Consider the following 20,585-nt stretch of genomic DNA (forward strand, 5'->3'; position numbering starts at 1 on the left):
AGGAGTATTTGTGTATAAAGTTGCCAGTTATATTACTTTTTATCAAGATTCTCTATCTCTACAAGCTTGTATCCAAGCTATTAAATCCCAAAGCTATCCGATTCAGCACTTGATTATAGTTGATAATTCTCCTGAGCCTCTATTACAGTATTATTCACAAGATGAATCGATTACTTTACTTTCTCATCCTGAAAATATCGGTATTTCTGGAGGTTTAAAAATTGCCATCGAATGGGCGATCGCTAATAATTATGACTTTCTTTGGACATTCGATCAAGATAGCCAACCCTCACCAGAACTATTAGAAAAATTACTGGAAACCTATCGAGCGATCAAATCAAGAGAAAATATCGGTATTATAGCACCCTTAGCAGTGGATAAGATAACAGGACAAGAATGGCATGGCATTAACTTTAACGGTTATCAATTTCAGGAAGCTGATCATCATAAAATAGCCCAAGATTATTATTGCTGCGATGCGGTAATTACTTCTGGTTCATTAATTTCAATTCCTATTGCTAAACAAGTACCGCTGCCTGATGAAAAATTTTTTATTGACGCTGTTGATTGGGAATATTGCTGGAAATTTCGACAAGATAACTATAATGTTGTTGTCACTAAAAATGCCATCTTAGATCATCGTTTCGGTAACTCACGACAAATTAAAATCTTTCCTATTTCAAAATTAATTACTATTTATAACTACTCTCCCCTAAGATACTATTATATTCATCGAAACTATACCTACCTAGAGACTCGTTTAGCACAAAAAAACAATAAACTAATATTTTCAGTGTTCAGACGTTTACAGTTTTTGCTAATTTTAATTATTAAAATTGCACTTCTTGAACCTGACCAAAAACTATTAAAAATCTGGGCTTGTCTGAAAGGAACCTACGACGGATTTCGTGGCAAACTAGGAAAAACTTGGCAATAACTTCGATAAAATACCAAATAACCAGCGAAAAAATAACCACTTTAAAGGACAATCTAAACCTTGCAATTCTGGTGAATTAAATAACTCCATCACCCGACGAAACTCGGCTAAATTTTTCCTTCGCAACATCCGAAAAGCACCAGCGAGAATAAATTGATGAAAAAATTTTCCTTTACATCTGTCTAATTCCTGCGGATTTAACACATCTGTCACTCTCGAAAAAATCTCTAATAGTCTTCTAATTGTTGTTTGATTAAAAACTCCCATAGTTAAAGCTTGTGAATGTACCGTATAAGCACAAGTGATAGTAGGTACACATAAAACCCCATAACGACTAAAGAGACGTATCCACATATCAATGTCTGTGGGTTCCCCCAAAGCAGCATTAAAAAATCCTGCTTCTTTAAACACCTGACGCTGAATCACCATCGCAGGAAATCTGACAAAAGACGAATTTGACAAAAGTTTAATTAAAGCTGCTTTCGGTGCTAAATAACCTTCATTTATTTGTCGTTTTAAGACCTTTTCTTGCTCATTTACCACCGCCGCCCCAAACAGCATCACTGCTCTATCACAATCACTGATCTTTGTCAATATATTTTGCAAAGATTCAGGATACAAAAAATCATCATCATGGAGAACTAAAACGTATTTACCTTGAGCTAATTGAATAGAATAATTCCAGTTTTCTGCCATGCCTAAACTAGGTTTATTCGCTTGATATTGCCATTGTCCAGACCAATTTACTAAAAGTTCTTCGACTACTTTTTTGCATCGTTCATCGGTAGAATCATCAGAAATAATAATCTCTATTTTCTCGATAATTTCCTGAGCAATAATTGAAGTTATCCCTCGTTTTAGCCAATCGGGACGATTATAAGCTGGAATACAAATACTTAGTTGAATCTCTGGTGTCATCTTCTATTATCTTGCTAAAATTTACCTTAATATTATTGCGTAATCGAGATATTTCTCTGGTTACTTTTTTCCATTTCTCCGCACCAACTCTAATAACAGATAGCAAACTAATTAGCGATCACTATTCTCTCAATCAAGAGCTACAAAAATTAGGATTTACCTAAATTATACAACGTACTGCCCACGAAAGCTACATTTTTAAATGGACAGCATTTAATCTCAAGATCGAACCTGCTCACAGCATTTATAAACCTGACTCTATTTATATTGAAGCTATTAAATAAATTCTAGTATAATATAAGAACACATATTCCTTAGCTTAAAACTATGGTTGCTACCACCTCCCCCCAAACCCAAGCAGAAAATCCTCTCAGCGAGATTCTCATCGAAAAAATCAGCCAACTTTCCCCCTCCCAACAGCAGGAAGTTCTTAACTTTGTCGAATTTCTCCAGTACAAAAAACAACCTAAAAAGACTATTTGGGACAAAATTGCCGAGCGAGTCGCTCAACTACCCCCCGAAGTTATCGAGCAACTCCCCACTGATTCCTCAGAAAACCTCGATCATTATCTATACGGAGCGCCCAAAAAGTGAAATTAATTTTTGTCGATACTTTATACTGGGTAGCCTTAGCTAACTCAAGGGATCAATGGCACGAAAGAGCAATTGAGTTACAAAAAACTGTATCCAATCACCGCTTAATCACCACAGAAGCAGTTTTAATTGAATTTCTCAACTATTTTTCTTCCTTTGGTTCTTTCATGCGTCAAACCGTAGCAGGAATTACCCATGATATTCTTGATGATCCCGATATAGAGGTGCTGCCCATAAATTCCTCGCTGTTTTTATCGGGATTAAACCTATAGGAACAAAGACTAGATAAAGGTTATAGTATGGTCGATTGTATCTCGATGATGGCCATGAAAAATCGAGATATAAGCGAAGTTCTTACCCACGATAAACACTTTAGTCAAGAGGGTTTTAATATCCTTCTTTGAAATCTAGTTTATTGTCATTAACTTTTGATGACAAATACCCAAAAATAACCGTAATCTATGACCAAAAAAGCCGATATAGGTAGTAAAAGACTAATCAGTTTAGCCCCCGATAATTGGGCAAGATGGTTAACCCAACAACCCGACGTACAAGTGCAGGAATTTCTTAGCTCAGAATTTCAATGGGTAAGTCGTGCCAACGATGTTCTCCTAAAAGTTTATAGCCCCCAAGAGGGAGAATTTCTGCTCCTTAACGAAATCCAGTTGCGTTACACAAAGCAAATGCCCCAAAGAATCCGAGCTTACGCAGCCTTAGCCACAGAACGCTACAATTTACCCGTTTATCCCGTCTTAGTTAACATTTTACCCCGTCAAACTAACGCCAGGATTCCTGGTCGTTATAGCTCAGAATTTCTGGGAATCCGAGCCTATCAAGAATATCGAGTAATTAACCTTTGGGAAGTATCAGCAGAAATAGTATTTCGAGAAAAAATATCGACACTTTTGCCTTTCGTTCCTATACTAAAAGGAGGGGGAGAAGAAACCGTAGTTCGCACAGCCCTGCGAGAATTAAGGGCAAATGAAAGCCTAGAGGACTTAGAACCCTTACTTTCCTTTTTTGCATCATTTGTCTTAGAAATACCAATAGTACAAGAAATTATGAGGTGGGATATGACCGTATTAAGAGAATCGCCCTGGTATCAAGAAATCCTCAGAGAAGGATTGCAGCTAGGAGAACAGAGAGGTATTCAATTAGGACGACAAGAGGGACGACAAGAGGGACGACAAGAGGGACGACAAGAGGGACGACAAGAGGGACGACAAGAGGGACGACAAGAGGGACGACAAGAGGGAGAAGCAGAACTGATTATCCGACTTTTAACCCGACGGTTTGGCAGTATAGATTTAGCTATAACTGAAAAAATTAAATCTCTATCTATCCCGCAATTAGAAACCTTAGGAGATAGAATTTTAGACTTGGGCAGCCGTGAGGAATTGCTAAGTTGGTTAAATGAACAAAGATAAAAATTATTCCCTAAAACTAGGCGTTTTCGCCAAGCACAGAAAGCTCAAGAAATTGAACAGCAACTGACTTGAGGTGTATTTTTTTTAGATAATTATCTTATCTAAATACCCAAAAATAACCGTAATCTATGACCAAAAAAGCCGATATAGGTAGTAAAAGACTAATCAGTTTAGCCCCTGATAATTGGGCAAGATGGTTAACCCAACAACCCGACGTACAAGTGCAGGAATTTCTTAACTCAGAATTTCAATGGGTAAGTCGTGCCAACGATGTTCTCCTAAAAGTTTATAGCCCCCAAGAGGGAGAATTTCTGCTCCTTAACGAAATCCAGTTGCGTTACACAAAGCAAATGCCCCAAAGAATCCGAGCTTACGCAGCCTTAGCCACAGAACGCTACAATTTACCCGTTTATCCCGTCTTAGTTAACATTTTACCCCGTCAAACTAACGCCAGGATTCCTAGCCGTTATAGCTCAGAATTTCTGGGAATCCGAGCCTATCAAGAATATCGAGTAATTAACCTTTGGGAAGTATCAGCAGAAATAGTATTTCGAGAAAAAATATCGACACTTTTGCCTTTCGTTCCTATACTAAAAGGAGGGGGAGAAGAAACCGTAGTTCGCACAGCCCTGCGAGAATTAAGGGCAAATGAAAGCCTAGAGGACTTAGAACCCTTACTTTCCTTTTTTGCATCATTTGTCTTAGAAATACCAATAGTACAAGAAATTATGAGGTGGGATATGACCGTATTAAGAGAATCGCCCTGGTATCAAGAAATCCTCAGAGAAGGATTGCAGCTAGGAGAACAGAGAGGTATTCAATTAGGACGACAAGAGGGACGACAAGAGGGACGACAAGAGGGACGACAAGAGGGACGACAAGAGGGACGACAAGAGGGAGAAGCAGAACTGATTATCCGACTTTTAACCCGACGGTTTGGCAGTATAGATTTAGCTATAACTGAAAAAATTAAATCTCTATCTATCCCGCAATTAGAAACCTTAGGAGATAGAATTTTAGACTTGGGCAGCCGTGAGGAATTGCTAAGTTGGTTAAATGAACAAAGATAAAAATTATTCCCTAAAAATATGCTTTCTCCTAGCCTTTTCCAGACTCTAACCCTAGAAGATTTTCTCGGTCAGTACCGCAATAATCCCCGCTACGAACTTGCTGAGGGAGAAATAATCGATTTGGAACCTACGGGCCCCCACGAAACCGTTAGCGGCAAACTCGCCAGCAAAATCGGTATCGCCATTAATAACCGACAATTGCCCTGGTTTATACCCCGTACTTGTCTAATTCGTCCCTTTAGCGACCAAGCCACGGCGCGCCGTCCTGATATTATTGTTCTGGATGAAACTGTTCTCGATAATGAACCTTTCTGGGAACGAGAACCAGTGATTACTCTCGGTAGAAGCATTAAGCTTGTGGTAGAGGTAGTTAGTAGCAACTGGGAGTCGGATTATGCTCGTAAAGTCGAAGAATACGCCCTATTAGGTATTCCAGAATATTGGATTGTCGATTATCGTGGGTTGGGAGGAACTATTTTTATCGGTAAACCCAAACAGCCGACCTTTACTGTTTGTCAACTGTTAGGGGAAGATTATCAACAACAACAATATCGCCTCGGTCAAGGGATTTTTTCTCCTTTATTTCCTGACCTGCAACTGTGTTTAGATGAGGTGTTACCTCGATAGACAAAAATGAAAATTATTCCCTAAAACTATGGTTTCTGTTCCTATCTCTCGAACAACTCTAGAAAATCGCTATCGAAAAGGCTGGGAAACTGCCCAACAAGCCGCTAGAATCCTGCGAGAAAAATATCAGATAGAAAAAGTTATTCTCTTTGGTTCTTTGTTAGATTTATCAAAATTTCGTTATCACTCTGATATTGATTTAGCGGTTTGGGGACTAGCAGACCAACTATATTATCAAGCCCTTAAGGATATACTAGCAATTAGTACCGATTTTTCGATCGATCTGATTCAAATTGAATCAGCCCAACCATCCTTACAAACAACTATTAAAAATCAAGGTATTGATTTAGAATCAGTCAATAAGCCCAGTTTAAGGGGATTAGATATGAGTCAAAATTCGGCTAATTTAATTTTATGGGGACAAATACAGCAGGAGTTAAGTGAGTTAAATAATCTAGTCCAAAAAAATCAGCAACTTCTCCAGAAATTTAACAGAACTCAAGATGAAGATTATCTGGGTACTATCGCCCTGAATATTCATAGTTTTTACACAGGAGTAGAAAGAATTTTTAAACAAATTGCCCAAACTATCGACGGTTCCGTTCCCGATACCCCTGATTGGCACTGGCAATTACTGCGTCAAATGTCTTCCCCGGTAATCTCTAAACGTTCTCCAGTAATTGATGTAAAAACTCGTGATCTGCTAGAGAATTATTGTTCTTTTCGTCATGTTATTAGAAATATTTATAGTTTTAACCTGCAACCAGAACCGGTACAAAAACTAGCGGAAGACTTACCTTATTGCTTTGATTTATTACAACAGGATTTACAAAATTTTACTGAAGAAATGTCTTGACTAAGGCAATTAGTTTAAAATGTAAGGAAACTTAGCACATAGTCCAGAGTTAAACTTGAGGTTATTATCTATGTCTACCCAAACTAACATCAATCCTTGTAGCACCAATGCTTTAGTAGAAAACTTCCAACAACTTTCTCTAAAAAGACAGCAAGAGGTGTTAACTTTTGTAGAATTGCCGTTCTGAATTGTTTGGATTCCGAGGAATTCTGTTATATGTAAGTAGGTGGGTGGAATTAAATATAAGATGAACGTAGGTTGGGTTGAAGCATGAAACCCAACGCCCGCTCATGTTACGCTACCACTAACCCATCCTACAAATAATTGTGCCTCCCTACTTATATAAAAAAATTGTTAGATTTTGGTTGTTTTTTATTTTTGTGACAATTACCCCACCATCTTTTCGCCAATCTTTGAAACAAATAAAACAATGATAAAAATTGCTTACGATATCACCGTATTAGGACAAGGATATATCAATACAAAGGCAAAAACAGGTGTTTATCGGGTAGTTGATTCACTGTTGAAACAACTGTTAGATAGAAAAGATATAGAAATTGATTTAGTCGCATACAATGGCTTAAATAGCATCTGGGATAGTGTTAGTACCGAATTATTTATCAGCAATGAAGCGGCAAGAATCAGGAAACAATATCAAAGCTGTCACCAGAGTAAATTAAATTTATTCAACCTGTATAAGGTAGCGGTTAAAAGTCAAAAACAAGTTATTAAACTCTCTAGTCAATATTTACCTATAATCTATAAACCCGCTCTAGCTTTACAAATTCCTTTTAAGCTTTTAGGAAAATTTGACATAGATTTTAACTTTAATTCCCAAGCAAATATTTATCATTCTCTATTTTATGCCCTACCATCAAAGGATAAAATCAATAAAATTTCTAGAATCTTAACCATATATGATTTAATTCCGGTTTTGGACTCAAAAAGCTTTACCACCAGCATTTGTCAAAAATATGCTGAAATGATCCAAAGTATTGATATTAATCAAGATTGGATTACCTGTATTTCCCAACATACTAAAAATGATTTTTGTAACCATACAGGAATGAATCCTGAGCGAGTTTTTGTTACACCCTTAGCTGCGGATACTCACTTTTTCCCCGTTGAAAATCTAGATATTATCAATGATACTCTCAAAAAATATCAGATTAATAATGCTCCTTATCTTCTCAGTCTTTGTACCTTAGAACCCAGAAAAAACCTCAGCTTTCTAATTCGTTGTTTCAGGAAAATTATCCTCGATAACCCCAGTATAGACTTAAATCTAGTTTTAGTGGGTGTTAGTGGCTGGAAAAACAACGATATTTTTAAAACTGCCCAAGAAAACCCGATTTTAAAAAATAGAATTATCTTCACTGGTTACATTCCCGATCAAGACTTAAGTGCCATCTATAGCGGTGCCACTGCTTTTGTTTATCCCTCTCTTTACGAAGGATTCGGATTACCTCCCCTAGAAGCAATGCAGTGTGGAACCCCGGTGATTACTTCTAATACCAGTTCCTTACCCGAAGTGGTGGGAGATGCAGGAATTATGATTAATCCCACCGATGAAGACGCATTATGTCAAGCAATTTTAACTATAATTCAAGATAGCCAACTCAGGAAAACTCTCTCAGAAAAAGGACGAGAACGCGCCCAGCAATTTAGTTGGGCAAAATGTGCCGAAGAAACCGTGAAAGTTTATCACACCGCACTCAATTTTGGTTAGACTATCCTTACACGATCGCCCTTGTAATTTATCACATTTTTCTCAAGAATTTGAAGACAGGGTAAGAGCATCTCAATTAGGCTTGACAAAAGGCTCTCAGCACAGCAATCCTATAGTTAGGGTTTGCTGAAGAAGAGTTCTCAAAAGCCTATCCAGATAGCCTCAATATGAAAGCAAGTGGATAATGGGAGATTTCACACAAGTAAGAAGTTGATTATTCCCGAAAACATAATATTGTTATTCCCACCTCCCTATTGTCCAGAACTGAATCCAATAGAGAGAGTATGGGAAGAACTGAAAAAAGAGAGCAAATGGTCATGCTTTAAAACTTTAGAGGAATTGGAAGTCAAAGTAGATGAATTGTTTAAGAAGTTAGCACCCCCAGAGGGTTGCTTCTCTCACAGGATTTTCCTTCATCCTTGATGCTTTATCTGCACTGAATACAATTTAATTTAGTATAAGCTCTTGAGCCGCTATCAGGTCAGAATATCTAATACCATTTTTCTTTAAGTATCTAAGCACAATTAATTACACATCTAAGCCACTACTCCGTCAGACTGCTGCTGTGATCAGTAAACAGTGAACTGAAAACTCAAATCCGATCCCTAATAGCTGTCTTGTGAGTCTTGTGAGTCTTGTGAGTCTTGTGAGTCTTGTGAGTCTTGTGAGTCTCGACTAGGAAATTAATTTTGCACGACTACTTATTTAACCTGGTGCATCTCCTATTGGTGATTTTCTCTCACCTATAGATGAGCAGCAGAAGTTGTTCAAAGAGGGCGAAGGCAATTCGCCCCTACAATAATATTATTGCGCCAATAGTAGGGGCGCACCGCGTGCGCCCAAAATGTCATCTAGATATTTCGACAAAATTGAGATGCACCAGGCATAACCATCTCTGTCATTACTTTTGAAAAATGGTATAAGTAGGGAGGCACAATTATTTGTAGGATGGGTTAGCGCACTTCGTAACCCATGCGGGTGTTGGGTTTCATGCTTCAACCGTTCGGCAAAAGCTCACGGCCGAGGCCCAACCTACGTTCATCTTATACTAAATCCGTTGAGTATAGGTAACATATTAGGATAGGCACTCATGCAAGAGGCAAGAGGCAAAAGGGGGAATAGATAATCAGTTTTTAATAACTGGATTTAGTATTATATTTAATTCCACCCACCCACTTAAAATACCAGATAAATTTGACATAATCAGAGGTTGTACAAATATTGTAGTCGTCTGTTGTCTTTTTTCTCCTCCTAGTCTCCTGTCTCCCGAAAAAGAAAACTTTGTACCTCACCATTGAGCAGCTTATCGATCTCCCAACCTAACTGAGTTGGCTGCTGATAAACCTTTTTTAAAGTGTTAATATCCCGGCTAGAAATCGGAGCAATATCCCTAGTTTGAGCGAAATACATCACATCCGTCTCTAGGGGACTATGACCCCAAATTCCCAAAGCGTGACCTAATTCGTGACGCGCTGCCGCTAAAGCCGACCGATCGGCTAAATTAGGACTAATCTGGATACTCATCCGATGAGTTAAGCGATTTTCCTTGACAAAAATCTCGTATTGTGTTATGGCAGAACGCACCCGGGGCAATTCTAACTTACCGGTTTCGGGATTAAAACGGACTCCCGACGGCGGTAACTCCCGTTTAATGAGGATATCGGCCAATTCTGCCCGATTAACCAACTCGATCGGCAAATACTGCCCCCATTCAGCGATCGCCTGTTGTACTAAACTCAGCCAAGAACTGCGATCGCTCTGAACATAAATCTTCACGGGAAATTGCGACCAAATCAACGCTCCCACGGGACTGATTTCCACAGCATCAAAATAATCCCCGGGCTGGTTTTGCTCTTGCCATTGGGCTAAATTAGCGGGTAAAGGATGGGTTTTTAACTCCGGTAGCGACCGACTGTCGGCAATCAAAGAATAGGAAAACAGCAAAAGACTCGCCAAGGCTGCGAGTCCTAGAAAAGAGAACCGACCTCTCAGCATTTAGCGATTTAACCAGCCGGCGCTTAGTACAATAGTTAGGGTGATAAATACCGTCCCCAACGCCCAAGTCACCTGATTTAAGGTTTTTTCCGCCGTTTTTGCGCTGGTAAAAATCTGTGATTGGCCGCCAATACCACCAATTCCATCACCTTTGGGACTGTGTAATAACACCAAAATCGCCAGAAAGGCCGCCGCCAGCGCCCAAATAATCTGTACTACCAGCACCAATGTCATGATCATTACTCTCTATTTTCCATTACAAAGTATAGCAGTTATCATCAGTTATCAGTTATCAGTTATCAGTTATCAGATGTAAGTTTTAAATTTTTATGGCTCTCTCGGAAATTGGGTGAAAAATGTTCATTATCTTACATTCAAAGATGCCCTACACCCTTTCTTCAATAAGATTTGCTGATCAGCATAACTACAAGAGAGCGGTTTTTATTGGTCATTTTTCTGCTAATTAGGGCTTGCTGAATAATGGTGAAATATAGACGAGGTAAGGGTTTTAGGGTCTTGTTTTGCGAAACAGGTGCAAGATTTTGAGAGAATCGTGCTTCCAAACCTTGCGTCTTCATCGGCCCGCGTCCTGTAGGGGCGAAGCATTCGGGCAATAACCTATCGGTGAAACCGGAGATTTTCTATCCGAATGCTTCGCCCGTACTTTTTGCCGCAAACCCTAATTAGCCAATTTTTTAATTATTTCCACTGATTACTGATTACTGATTACTGATCACTGTTAAAGCGAGATGCGGACGGGAGTGCGACTGGCTTTAATTTCTACCTCAGCCGGTTTAATCAGCGATCGCCCAGTCATTTCTTTCGGGACGGGAATTTGTAGAATTTCGAGGATAGTGGGGGCAATATCGGCTAAACGACCATCATCCCGCAACTGCACATCGCCACCGTGACCGGGTATTTTTCTCCCTTCCCCTTCAATTAAAATTAAAGGAACGGGATTAGTCGTGTGGGCCGTCCAAGGATTACCCGACTCATCCACCATCGTTTCCGCGTTACCGTGGTCCGCAGTGATTAACACTGTTCCCCCCAATTTATTGACGCTACTTAACAACTTAGCCAAGCATAGATCCACCGTTTCCACTGCTTTCATGGCCGCGTCTAAAATGCCCGTATGACCCACCATATCGGGGTTAGCGTAATTAACTACCACCAAACCATAGATCCCCTGTTTGATCGCCGCAGAGACCGCTGCTGTCACCGCGGCTGCCGACATGGCCGGAGCTTGGTCATAGGTGGCGACTTTTGGACTAGGAATTAATTCGCGCACTTCTCCCTCAAAAGGTTTTTCTAATCCCCCATTAAAAAAGTAGGTGACGTGGGGATACTTTTCGGTTTCCGCACAACGAAACTGTTTTAATCCCTGTTGAGCAATCACCTGTCCTAAGATATTATTTAAATTCTGGGGAGCAAAGGCCACATCTACCGGTAATTTCGGATCGTATTGGGTAAAAGTGACAAAACTAAGGGGAGAAATTAAATCTCGATCGAAATCTTCAAAATCGGGCATAGTCAGGGCATAACATAACTGTCTAGCTCGATCGGGACGGAAATTATAGAATATCACCCCATCGCCCGCTTCGATCGCCCCCGGTGCAATTCTGGTGGGGGGAATAAATTCATCGGTAATATTTTGATCATAAAATGCCTGTAATACTTCCGTGATCGATCGCCCGTCGATACCTTGATCACTGGTCATCACGTTATAAGCTTTTTCGACCCGATCCCAACGGCGATCCCGATCCATGGCATAATAACGGCCACTGAGAGTCACCATGCGACCGAGACTGATTTTATTAATATGTTCTTGAATCCGTTTGATAGCGAGCATCCCGTCGGTGACATTGGTATCGCGACCATCGGTGATGACATGAATGCAGACATCGCTAATCCCTTGCACTTTCGCTAAGTCTAATAATCCCAGTAAGTGATCGAGATGGGAATGGACTCCCCCCTCAGAACATAAACCAATTAGGTGTAATTTGCTTTTTTTGGGGAGAATCTCCCCGCAGAGTTTTAATAAAGCCTGATTTTGTTGAATCGAACCATCTTCGATCGCATCGGAAATCCGTACCAATTCTTGTGGTACAACTCGCCCCGCTCCGATATTTAGGTGGCCAACTTCCGAGTTGCCCATCTGTCCTTCCGGTAGTCCCACATCCTTAGCGGAGGTGCGGATTAAGGTGTGGGGATAAACTTCCCAGAGACTATCCATAATCGGGGTTTTCGCCATTGCGATCGCATTATCCGACCTTTGCGGGCGATAACCCCAACCATCAAGGATAACCAGCACGACTGGGGATATAGGTGCGTGGGTCATGATATATAGTCCTAAATCAAGAGTGGATTTCCATGCACTAAGATAATATCATCGAAACTTCCATTGATCACTGGTCTCCTGGCGATCGACCCCCTAATGTCAGCAAATGATGGGTATGTCTCAAAAAAACGAAACAACTGCTTTAATAATCGCTCTTTTAGCCACTGCGAGCATTTTAGGTGGGGGTTACTTCTGGCTACAAAGTCAATGTGCCGCAGGTCAAGAATTCTTTTTCTGTGGCAGCGGTAAAAGTCCGCAAAAATCCCCAACATCGGAAAGTGCCTCCTCTCCCCTACCCCCTCCCCCTTCCCCCCAGGGAGTGGTTAGTTTTGCCCCACCGACTTCTATCCCCAGTGGCACGACAATTCGCATTAACGGCTCTACCAGTATGGTACAGATTAATCAAGCCTTAAAAGCCACTTTAACGGCCAAATTTCAGGGGGTAGAGGTCTTGACAAATGCTCAAGGATCTGATAGGGGATTAGAGGAATTGGCCCGGGGGGCGATCGATATTGCGGCGCTGTCACGACCTTTAACCGAGTCAGAACGCTCTCAGGGATTGGCTTCTAGTCCGATTGTTCGAGATGCGATCGCTGTTGTGGTGGGGGTAAAAAATCCCTTTGCGGGAGGGTTAACCACTACCCAAGTTAAAGATATTTTTACCGGAAAAATCACCTCTTGGTCGGAGGTGGGCGGTTCTACTGCTACTATTCAAGTGATTAATCGTCCTCCCATTAGTGGCACTTATCAAAGTTTTCGTCAGGAAGTCCTGCAAGGGGCAGAATTTGGTACAGGAACTAATTTTCAAATGATGGACAGGGATGCAACCACCCCAATTCTGCAAGCTTTGGGACTGAATGGCATTAGTTACGCTACCTATAGCCAAATTGCCAACCAAAAAACCGTCAGGGCGATCGCTATTGAGGGAATTTTACCCAGTGAACCTAATTATCCCTGGCAGCGTACCCTTTACTACGTTTACAAAGAACCTGCTAGTGAAGCGGTCAAAGCTTTTATGGGTTTTGTGACCTCTAGTGGTGGTCAAGAAGCGATTTTTCGGGCCAATGAAGACCTACAAAAGTAGTTAGCGAGAATATCCGAAAATCTGGAAAATTTTACGTCTTGCATGACTAGGGTGAGCATTGCCTATTTTACCGTGGAGACGGGGAGGCGTTGAGAATGGTTAGTTGAACACCATTATCTTTTTCATAAACGATCGCCACGGGAATGGTCAACCGGGAATCTTTTTTCGGTAAGGCGGGGAAAATATAGGCTTGACATCCTCGCCGCCGTAAAACGGACGGCGATTCCTCACCACGCCACCTTTTTAGAATGGTCGCGTCAATGGGGTTGACGCGACCCGGGATGCTGCTTCTTTAACAGAAGTCTTACGCTTTCCGACCCGTCCATTTTGAGTGTCCGAATGCCCTCCGGCCACTTTGAACAAGTCGAAAAAATCTCATGTTCCACCTTATTTCCTAGAAAGTTTTACTCGTTCAAGGCCGAATTTGAAGTCTTTTCTGAACGAAACCCCTTACTATCTGTTGTCAAGGTTCAGTTTTTAGCTTGGTTATCGCTTTTTCCATTGTAGCTTAAAGCCGTCCTAAAAGGACGGGGTTTTAACCCAAATTTTCGATAACCGTCTTGTTTGAGGAGAAGTCGCCAAACTCTGGGTTTGTTAGAATTGCTCAGGTCGGTGAGTTCTTGACCGAGGAGGAGATCGTAGGCTTTGCGATCGCCGCTATTCTTCATAAATTTCTCGACGATGCCCAATTCTGTTAATATAAATAATCCGATTTTCTCTGTCAAATTCATAAATAATCCGATAATCACCAATTCTAAGCTTATAAAAACCAGAAAAGTTTCCTGTTAAAGGTAGAGGAGAAGTTTGGTCAAAATTATTTTTTAGCCATTCAATTTTTTTGAAAATTCGTACCCGTGTTGTCTGCGTTACTTGATCAAGATCGTTAACGGCTTCGGGTTCATAATTAACAGAATAGACCATCAGATAGACATTCCATAGCGTTGATAAACGTCTTCTTCTGAGATTGTTGGCCTGCCAGCAATTCGTTGTTGTCGTATTGCTAATAAACTTTGTTGAAAGGAGTCTTTTACGGCGTGACCGCGATCGGGATCATCATTAATTAGAGCTAAATCATCATTATTAAGCTCGGAGGATTCAATGGTTAGAGAGATTTTAACATTATCAGGACAATGGGTTAAGTAATCTTGAATTTCAGGAGGAATGATTAGGTTTCCATTGTGGGTTTGCAGTTGAAAGGTTTGGCTTTTCATGGTTAAGACAGTCGGGATAATAAATTGCCAAAAGGGTTGTTTTGCTTGGTGTGATGGAGGGAGGGAGATATTCTAGATTATAGCGATGCCGTTCTTCATGCAGATCGCCGTTTTGGTGGTCTTGGGTATGAAGTCAAAGTTTAGGGGTCGGAGGGTGGGGAGATTGTCAGGATGTTCTGACAAAAAATGGGCTTATTTTGAACCTTTGGGGTATAATTGGGGGTTGAACATTACCAGACTGATTGCAAGTGACGAATTAAGCCATGAACAAAAATCGTCTGAATGAGATTGAATCCCATCTTGAACTGCTTTACGAACAAAGAAGAGAGAAAGAGCAGGCTATTATTACGGCTCCACCGGGTGGTAAAACAATTCTGAAACAGCAACTTCGGCTTGAAGTCCTCCAACCAATTGGGGAATATGAGCAAGAATACTGGCAAATTATCGCTAACCAGTCTAATCTGGCTGAAATTCCAGAAGCTGAAGCGGAAGTTGTTGTTGCTGAATTTGTGAAAGGAGTCGGACAACTTCAGGGAGAAAACGCAGAAGTTATAGAATATTTGCAAAAAATCCTTGCTAAAGTCGAAGAACCCGGTCCAACAGCCGCCGCTAAACTTAAAGCGGTTGTTTCTTCGATTCCCCCTTTTGTGGGAATTTCCTACGAGGCTGAGTTGGACACGGAAAACTTCTTAAGTCGCCATTTTCCTACTTTGATGAAGGCGGTGCAACGCCTAAAAAAGTAATAGGGCAGGATGTCTCATCAGCCCAAAACAAAGAAATACCTTTAAATATATCGTCGGACGAACCCAAAAACACTCCCCAAAATATTTCATCACAGCAGACTACTAGAAACATACCTAAACCACAAGAAGGTTACGAACAGCTTTCAATTTATTTAGATAAAGAAAACTGGAAAGAAGCGGACAAAGAAACAATGCAGATTCTGCTTCGTATTGGCGATCAAATCATAAGAGGAAAAAGAGGAATAAAAATAGACCTTGACCGACCGACTAGACTAGGTTGGCTAGAACAAAAAATCGTGGAACAAATTCCAGTTGAAAGCCTACAAGCAATAGATAATCTATGGCTAAGGGCAAGCAAAAAGCAGTTTGGTTATAGTGTACAAAAGCAAATCTGGCTAGATATTGCTCGCAATTCAACTAAAAGTTTTGGCGTATTATTTGCAGAGTTTGCGGATCAAGTCGGTTGGCTAGTGGATGGTCGTTGGACATTGAGTTATGATGACTTCAATTTTTCCTTAGATGCGCCCGATGGTCATTTACCGACTTTTTGGTTTGAGAAGAGTTTTCTTCCTTTGGGTACACAAGAGGATACGTTTAAGTATTTTTTTGTTGATTATCAAAAATTTCCTGAATAGGGAGGTAAAAAATGTCTTTTATGACAATTGAGATTTCGCCACTTTAAAAAAATACAATAAAAGGAGACAAAACCAATGGTTTTTATTAATATCAAAGAAAATGAAGTAGGCATTGTTTATAAACGATTTGGTCGTCCATTGCCTGCGGGTCGTCGAGTTGCCCTCAATGGAGAAAGCGGTTTACAAGCGGAGGTGCTTACCCCTGGACGGCATTTGAGTTTGCCTAATGTGGAAATTCGTATTGCTGAGGCAATTGTCATTGATTCTGGTGAGGTGGGATTAGTAGATGCAAAAGATGGGGCAAGCTTACCTCCAGGAGAAAACTTTGGAAAAGTCGTCGAGTGTAACGATTTTCAAGATGCTAAGGCATTTATCCGTAATGGTGGACAAAAAGGAAAACAACGAGCTATTTTGACTAATGGTACTTATTATATTAATACTGAGCTATTCTCTGTTGAGAAGGTTAATGTTATTCATATCCGTGAAGACGAAGTAGGACTCGTGGAAGCTAGGGATGGTAAACCGCTACCGCCAGGTCAAGCCTTTGCCAAGTTTGTAGAATGTAATAATTTTCAAAATGCCCAAGCTTTTTGGAACAATGGGGGTCAAAGCGGTAAACAACTGGCAATTTTAACCGCCAATACCTATCAGATTAATACTAATATCTTTAAAGTAAAAAAAGTAAAATGTATTCGCATTGCGGAAGATCAAGTAGGATTGGTTCGGGCTACCTTTGGCAAGCCGTTACCCACAACTCGAACTTTTGGTAAGGTTGTTGAATGCAATAACTTTCAAGATGCTCAAGCTTTTATCAGTGGTGGCGGTGAAAGTGGTAAGCAATTAGCCTTTTTAACGCCTGGAATCTATCAAATTAATACCGATTTGTTTGAAATTAAAATTGATTCAGTCACTAAAGTTACCCCAGGAGAAATTGGTTTAGTTGTGGCTAAGGATGGGGCAAGCCGTCCCGAAGATAGGAATTTAGGTAAAGTTGTTAAATGCCAAAATTTTGAAGATGCTGAAGCTTTTATTAAAAATGGTGGTGAAAGTGGTAAGCAGTTAGCAGTTCTACCCGCCAGAACTTATCAGATCAACACTGACTTGTTTACTGTTATTACTTCTGCTAATGCCACTCAGTACAACGTAAACCCTGAAGAATTAAAGGTTTATACTGTAGCCAAAGACAAAATCGGTATTGTTACGATCCTTGAAGGAAAAACCCTTCCTGAAGGGGTAATTGCTGGGGATACAATTATGGGTCATGATAATTTTCAGAAACCCCAAAAATTTATCGAAGCTGGGGGCTATAAAGGTTTACAGGAAGAATTTTTACAGGAAGGTTCATGGACTCTCAATCCCTGGTTTGTTCGCATTGAGCAAGTACCATTGGTTGAAATTCTTGCCGAACAAGTCGGGGTGATTATTTCTTATGTCGGCAAAGATAACGAATCAAAAAATGATGAGCGACTTTCAGAAGAAGGAGAAAAAGGCATACAGCGCAAGCCTCTTCTACCGGGTAAGTATGCGATCAACAGAAGAATTAAAAGTGTTCATGTTGTTCCGACCAACCAAATTATTTTAAATTGGTCTAAATCAGAAGAAAAACCAGAGATCAACTATGACAAAAATCTTAATCCGTTGAAACTTCGCTCAAGTGATGGCTTTGTTTTTCATTTAGAAATGACTCAGACTATCCACATTTCGGCAGCAGATGCTCCGCGAATGATTCTTAAAGTTGGTGCTCAACCGATTGATGCTTTAAAGCCATTACATTCTAACCCTATTGATGAGAATGAGCAAAAAGTTTTTAAATCTTCTGCTATCAGAAATTTAGTGAGTAAAGTTCTAAGCCCTCTGGTTGAATCTCATTTTCAGGATTCGGCTCAAGACCTTAAAGCACTTGATTTTTTAATCCAAAGAAGGACAATGCAAAACAAGGCACAAGCCTTTATTAAACAAGCTCTTAAAGATTATGGTGTACAATCAATCCAGACTTTAATTACAGACATTGATTTGCCTAAAGAATTGGAGAACCTATTAAGAGAGCGTGAAATCCTGCAACAACAAGCCGAAAACTACAAACAACAAGAGTTAGCTGAACAAGCCCGTCAGTCTCTCATCAAACAGCAAGAGGAAAACAAAGCTCAAATCAAATTAGTTGAGGCTCAAAGTAACTTAGAGATAGCAACTCTTAATGCTAAAGCTAAACTTGAGGAATCAAAAGTAGATGCAGAAATTCAACAAGAAAAAGATGAGCTTGAGTTAAAGCGGATGCGAGAAGAATCTGAGATCAAAACCAGTGAAGACGAGAAAATTGCTGATATTCGTATGGAAGAATTTCGTCAAAGAGTTCAGGTTCTTAGTCCTGCGGTTTATGCTCAGTTAGAATCAGAAGGAAAATGGGCTGAGGCATACGCTAACACCAAAATTAAACTTCCAGAAGTTTTTATTGGTGCTAGTAGCGGCGGTGGTAATACTTCTGGTGGTGGTGGGATTGTTGAAGCCAGTGCTATGCAGATGGCGTTCTTAGAAATATTAAGGGACTCGGTGAAATCAAAAAGACAAAATGAGCAAATTAATATGTCACGAGAATATGAGATTCTCCCCCCTTCTGAAAATGATTAAATTCAGAGAGCGTTAATTCCTTTATTTTTGCTCTAAATTAAGAGGCATAACCATTAACTAAGGTAATCAAGTGCTAACTAAAACACGACTCAATTCTGTACAAAAATTTTTAATCTGGTCTGCGGGTGCAGATCAAGAAGTTTTGTCTCAAGAAAGTTGCCGCACAGAAAGGTATAAATATGAGTCTATCGGCACAACCGTTATTCTCACGGCAATAATGGCTTTTTGTTCAGGAGGCTATGCACTTTTTACGGTTTTTGGCTCTTTAACAATTTCAATTTCTTTGGGTTTTATTTGGGGTAGCATAATTTTTAACTTAGATCGCTTTTTTATACTTACAGCTAGTCAAAATAAGTCTTCATCAAAACTACAATTTTGGGTAGGAGCCGTCACTCGCTTAAGCATAGCGATTCTTTTAGGTTTTATCGTTGCTAAACCTCTAGAGTTAAGATTGTTTGAGAGTGAAATCAATCAAAAAATTAGCCAACAAAGAAGAGAAAGAGAAAGAGAAGAAAGCAGAAAAGATCAAGATACTCCAGATGTCAAAAGGATCAATAAAATAAATGAAGAGATTGACAATCTCACAAGAGAAAAAAATCAAGCTTCAGACGCTTTACAAAAAGCTCGTATAGATGCGATAGAAGAAATAGAAGGTAAAGGTGTGACAGGTAAAGCCGGTGTCGGCACTATTGCAAAAGAAAGACAAAAAAATGTAGAAACAATAGAAAAAAGTGTTACTTTTTTGGATAATATAATCCAAGATTTACTCAAGGAAAAAAATAGTTTAATCAAAAAACAACAATCAAGTTTGAGTATCAAGACACCGCAGAAAAAGGAATGGCAAGAAGGAAGTCTTTTAGATCGTATCTCAGCCCTAGAAGCATTATCGAAAGATGATCCTGCTATTGCTATTACAAATATATTAATTACTCTGTTATTAATTATTATTGAAATTGCTCCAGTTTTGGTAAAAATCTTGTCAAAAGAAGGTCTTTATGAAAAACTGCTTGAGAAAGAAATTATCGATAGAATGAATCAAGAAAATCTTGGCAAAATGGCAGAAAAAGAACTCTCAAAAATGAAAGAACTAAAAAATTTTCAGCTAAATATTGAAGCTTTAATAATTGAATATATCCGACTTAGAGAAAGAAATAAAGAAAAAATCGAAGATATACAAATGAATAAAGCAAAAAATATTTATCAGCAACATGATGAAGAAACTGCTAACTTTGTTAAGTTATGTAGAGAGCGAGTAACTAATTATGAAGATTTAGTAGATTAAACTTTATCTTAAGATAAAGATAATGATATTTTTAAAGATCAATAATAATCTCTGGAACTGCGATCCCTGTGATTTTGAAATAGTGATTGCATTTTTTTATAAGTAGGGAGGCACAATTATTTGTAGGATGGGTTAGCGCACTTCGTAACCCATGCGGGCGTTGGGTTTCATGCTTCAACCCAACCTACGTTCATCTTATATTTAATTCCACCCACCTACTTAGGGTTTGCGGCAAAAAGTTTTTCCTGGGGGTAGGGTGTGGGGTGTGGGGTGTGGGGTTTTACCAGTTTTGAGGTGGCCAATTACCTAATTTTCAGGGAAAAAGTAGCTCAATTTTCCCCCTGATCACTCCCAGGCCTGGTACTTTTTGATTGACAAAAAGTCTAAAAGTCTTACCCAACAAGGTTGTTAGATTTTTTCAGCCAACCCTAATTATAGATTCTTCTTCCTCTCAAACGGTTACTCAACCCTCTATTACTGCTGCCCCATCCCCTCAACATCAACGTCTTCTAGT

21 protein-coding genes are annotated in these 20,585 nt (G+C 39.8%); 14 read left to right on the forward strand and 7 right to left on the reverse strand.

Features of this window, described 5'->3' with window-relative positions; translation table 11 throughout:
* Positions 1-10: 10 nt before the first annotated feature.
* Positions 11-937: a glycosyltransferase family 2 protein gene (locus GQR42_RS06185; RefSeq protein WP_199273276.1), complete on the forward strand. Its 927-nt coding sequence runs from the start codon at positions 11-13 to the stop codon at positions 935-937.
* On the opposite strand, the gene GQR42_RS06190 is transcribed toward GQR42_RS06185, so the two are convergent.
* Complete coding sequence (locus tag GQR42_RS06190; protein ID WP_158199295.1) at positions 917-1,855, reverse strand: glycosyltransferase family 2 protein; 939 nt, start codon at positions 1,853-1,855, stop codon at positions 917-919. The genes GQR42_RS06185 and GQR42_RS06190 overlap by 21 nt on opposite strands.
* A gap of 327 nt (positions 1,856-2,182) precedes the next feature.
* On the opposite strand from GQR42_RS06190, the gene GQR42_RS06195 reads away from it, so the two are divergent.
* The 8 genes from GQR42_RS06195 to GQR42_RS29435 all read left to right on the forward strand — a co-directional run bounded on the left by GQR42_RS06195 (position 2,183) and on the right by GQR42_RS29435 (position 8,581).
* Positions 2,183-2,449 carry a DUF2281 domain-containing protein gene (locus tag GQR42_RS06195; RefSeq protein ID WP_158199296.1) on the forward strand — a complete coding sequence of 89 codons (267 nt, stop codon included), beginning with the start codon at positions 2,183-2,185 and terminating at the stop codon, positions 2,447-2,449.
* The gene (locus GQR42_RS06200) at positions 2,446-2,721 is read left to right on the forward strand and encodes a type II toxin-antitoxin system VapC family toxin (protein ID WP_199273277.1); all 276 of its coding nucleotides are present in this window, start codon (positions 2,446-2,448) and stop codon (positions 2,719-2,721) included. The genes GQR42_RS06195 and GQR42_RS06200 overlap by 4 nt, the downstream gene beginning before the upstream one ends.
* A 189-nt stretch (positions 2,722-2,910) precedes the next feature.
* Entirely contained in the window at positions 2,911-3,876 is a 966-nt protein-coding gene (locus GQR42_RS06205) for a DUF4351 domain-containing protein (protein ID WP_158199297.1), read from the forward strand.
* A gap of 128 nt (positions 3,877-4,004) precedes the next feature.
* On the forward strand, positions 4,005-4,946 hold the full coding sequence (locus GQR42_RS06210) for a DUF4351 domain-containing protein (protein WP_158199298.1): 942 nt from the start codon (positions 4,005-4,007) through the stop codon (positions 4,944-4,946).
* Between the two features lie 18 nt (positions 4,947-4,964).
* Entirely contained in the window at positions 4,965-5,573 is a 609-nt protein-coding gene (locus GQR42_RS06215) for a Uma2 family endonuclease (RefSeq protein ID WP_158199299.1), read from the forward strand.
* Positions 5,574-5,601: 28 nt separating this feature from the next.
* On the forward strand, positions 5,602-6,429 hold the full coding sequence (locus GQR42_RS06220; RefSeq protein WP_158199300.1) for a nucleotidyltransferase family protein: 828 nt from the start codon (positions 5,602-5,604) through the stop codon (positions 6,427-6,429).
* A 430-nt stretch (positions 6,430-6,859) separates the two neighbouring features.
* Complete coding sequence (locus GQR42_RS06225) at positions 6,860-8,158, forward strand: glycosyltransferase family 4 protein (protein ID WP_233271292.1); 1,299 nt, start codon at positions 6,860-6,862, stop codon at positions 8,156-8,158.
* A 177-nt stretch (positions 8,159-8,335) separates the two neighbouring features.
* Complete coding sequence (locus GQR42_RS29435; RefSeq protein ID WP_257792619.1) at positions 8,336-8,581, forward strand: transposase; 246 nt, start codon at positions 8,336-8,338, stop codon at positions 8,579-8,581.
* A gap of 828 nt (positions 8,582-9,409) precedes the next feature.
* Here GQR42_RS29435 and GQR42_RS06235 read toward each other — a convergent pair.
* The 3 genes from GQR42_RS06235 to gpmI form a co-directional block, all read right to left on the reverse strand.
* Positions 9,410-10,153 carry a peptidase gene (locus tag GQR42_RS06235; RefSeq protein ID WP_158199302.1) on the reverse strand — a complete coding sequence of 248 codons (744 nt, stop codon included), beginning with the start codon at positions 10,151-10,153 and terminating at the stop codon, positions 9,410-9,412.
* Positions 10,154-10,387, reverse strand: a complete 234-nt coding sequence (gene secG / locus GQR42_RS06240; protein ID WP_158199303.1) for a preprotein translocase subunit SecG — start codon at positions 10,385-10,387, stop codon at positions 10,154-10,156.
* Between the two features lie 505 nt (positions 10,388-10,892).
* Positions 10,893-12,491: a 2,3-bisphosphoglycerate-independent phosphoglycerate mutase gene (gpmI, locus tag GQR42_RS06245; RefSeq protein ID WP_158199304.1), complete on the reverse strand. Its 1,599-nt coding sequence runs from the start codon at positions 12,489-12,491 to the stop codon at positions 10,893-10,895.
* A gap of 106 nt (positions 12,492-12,597) precedes the next feature.
* Here gpmI and GQR42_RS06250 point away from each other — a divergent pair, with 106 nt between their 5' ends.
* Positions 12,598-13,575, forward strand: a complete 978-nt coding sequence (locus GQR42_RS06250) for a phosphate ABC transporter substrate-binding protein (RefSeq protein ID WP_158199305.1) — start codon at positions 12,598-12,600, stop codon at positions 13,573-13,575.
* A 470-nt stretch (positions 13,576-14,045) separates the two neighbouring features.
* Here the strand turns inward: GQR42_RS06250 and GQR42_RS06255 are convergent, their stop codons facing one another.
* The 3 genes from GQR42_RS06255 to GQR42_RS06265 are packed head-to-tail and all read right to left on the reverse strand — an operon-like array spanning position 14,046 to position 14,786.
* Complete coding sequence (locus GQR42_RS06255; RefSeq protein ID WP_158199306.1) at positions 14,046-14,243, reverse strand: hypothetical protein; 198 nt, start codon at positions 14,241-14,243, stop codon at positions 14,046-14,048.
* A complete protein-coding gene (locus GQR42_RS06260; RefSeq protein ID WP_158199307.1) occupies positions 14,233-14,496 on the reverse strand; it encodes a type II toxin-antitoxin system RelE family toxin in 264 nt (87 codons plus the stop codon). Before GQR42_RS06260 ends, GQR42_RS06255 begins: the two co-directional genes overlap by 11 nt.
* A complete protein-coding gene (locus GQR42_RS06265) occupies positions 14,496-14,786 on the reverse strand; it encodes a hypothetical protein (protein ID WP_158199308.1) in 291 nt (96 codons plus the stop codon). Before GQR42_RS06265 ends, GQR42_RS06260 begins: the two co-directional genes overlap by 1 nt.
* A gap of 263 nt (positions 14,787-15,049) precedes the next feature.
* Between GQR42_RS06265 and GQR42_RS06270 the strand changes: the two genes are divergently transcribed.
* The 4 genes from GQR42_RS06270 to GQR42_RS06285 all read left to right on the forward strand — a co-directional run bounded on the left by GQR42_RS06270 (position 15,050) and on the right by GQR42_RS06285 (position 20,071).
* The gene (locus tag GQR42_RS06270) at positions 15,050-15,529 is read left to right on the forward strand and encodes a hypothetical protein (RefSeq protein WP_158199309.1); all 480 of its coding nucleotides are present in this window, start codon (positions 15,050-15,052) and stop codon (positions 15,527-15,529) included.
* Between the two features lie 110 nt (positions 15,530-15,639).
* The gene (locus GQR42_RS06275; RefSeq protein WP_158202406.1) at positions 15,640-16,164 is read left to right on the forward strand and encodes a GUN4 domain-containing protein; all 525 of its coding nucleotides are present in this window, start codon (positions 15,640-15,642) and stop codon (positions 16,162-16,164) included.
* 75 nt (positions 16,165-16,239) lie between these two features.
* A complete protein-coding gene (locus GQR42_RS06280) occupies positions 16,240-18,789 on the forward strand; it encodes an SPFH domain-containing protein (RefSeq protein ID WP_158199310.1) in 2,550 nt (849 codons plus the stop codon).
* 70 nt (positions 18,790-18,859) lie between these two features.
* Entirely contained in the window at positions 18,860-20,071 is a 1,212-nt protein-coding gene (locus GQR42_RS06285) for a DUF4407 domain-containing protein (protein ID WP_158199311.1), read from the forward strand.
* Positions 20,072-20,585 lie beyond the last annotated feature (514 nt).

This window comes from Microcystis aeruginosa FD4, from assembly GCF_009792235.1.
Classification (GTDB): Bacteria; Cyanobacteriota; Cyanobacteriia; order Cyanobacteriales; family Microcystaceae; genus Microcystis; species Microcystis viridis.

Excerpts from the sequence above, each read along its gene's own strand:
- GQR42_RS06215 (WP_158199299.1), top strand. The coding sequence starts at position 4,965 with ATGCTTTCTCCTAGCCTTTTCCAGACTCTAACCCTAGAAGATTTTCTC.
- GQR42_RS06220 (WP_158199300.1), top strand. The coding sequence starts at position 5,602 with ATGGTTTCTGTTCCTATCTCTCGAACAACTCTAGAAAATCGCTATCGA.
- GQR42_RS06255 (WP_158199306.1), bottom strand. The coding sequence starts at position 14,243 with ATGAAGAATAGCGGCGATCGCAAAGCCTACGATCTCCTCCTCGGTCAA.
- gpmI (WP_158199304.1), bottom strand. The coding sequence starts at position 12,491 with ATGACCCACGCACCTATATCCCCAGTCGTGCTGGTTATCCTTGATGGT.
- GQR42_RS06280 (WP_158199310.1), top strand. The coding sequence starts at position 16,240 with ATGGTTTTTATTAATATCAAAGAAAATGAAGTAGGCATTGTTTATAAA.
- GQR42_RS06265 (WP_158199308.1), bottom strand. The coding sequence starts at position 14,786 with ATGAAAAGCCAAACCTTTCAACTGCAAACCCACAATGGAAACCTAATC.
- secG (WP_158199303.1), bottom strand. The coding sequence starts at position 10,387 with ATGACATTGGTGCTGGTAGTACAGATTATTTGGGCGCTGGCGGCGGCC.
- GQR42_RS06210 (WP_158199298.1), top strand. The coding sequence starts at position 4,005 with ATGACCAAAAAAGCCGATATAGGTAGTAAAAGACTAATCAGTTTAGCC.
- GQR42_RS06195 (WP_158199296.1), top strand. The coding sequence starts at position 2,183 with ATGGTTGCTACCACCTCCCCCCAAACCCAAGCAGAAAATCCTCTCAGC.
- GQR42_RS06190 (WP_158199295.1), bottom strand. The coding sequence starts at position 1,855 with ATGACACCAGAGATTCAACTAAGTATTTGTATTCCAGCTTATAATCGT.
- GQR42_RS06205 (WP_158199297.1), top strand. The coding sequence starts at position 2,911 with ATGACCAAAAAAGCCGATATAGGTAGTAAAAGACTAATCAGTTTAGCC.
- GQR42_RS06225 (WP_233271292.1), top strand. The coding sequence starts at position 6,860 with ATGATAAAAATTGCTTACGATATCACCGTATTAGGACAAGGATATATC.
- GQR42_RS06235 (WP_158199302.1), bottom strand. The coding sequence starts at position 10,153 with ATGCTGAGAGGTCGGTTCTCTTTTCTAGGACTCGCAGCCTTGGCGAGT.
- GQR42_RS06270 (WP_158199309.1), top strand. The coding sequence starts at position 15,050 with ATGAACAAAAATCGTCTGAATGAGATTGAATCCCATCTTGAACTGCTT.
- GQR42_RS06250 (WP_158199305.1), top strand. The coding sequence starts at position 12,598 with ATGATGGGTATGTCTCAAAAAAACGAAACAACTGCTTTAATAATCGCT.
- GQR42_RS06260 (WP_158199307.1), bottom strand. The coding sequence starts at position 14,496 with ATGGTCTATTCTGTTAATTATGAACCCGAAGCCGTTAACGATCTTGAT.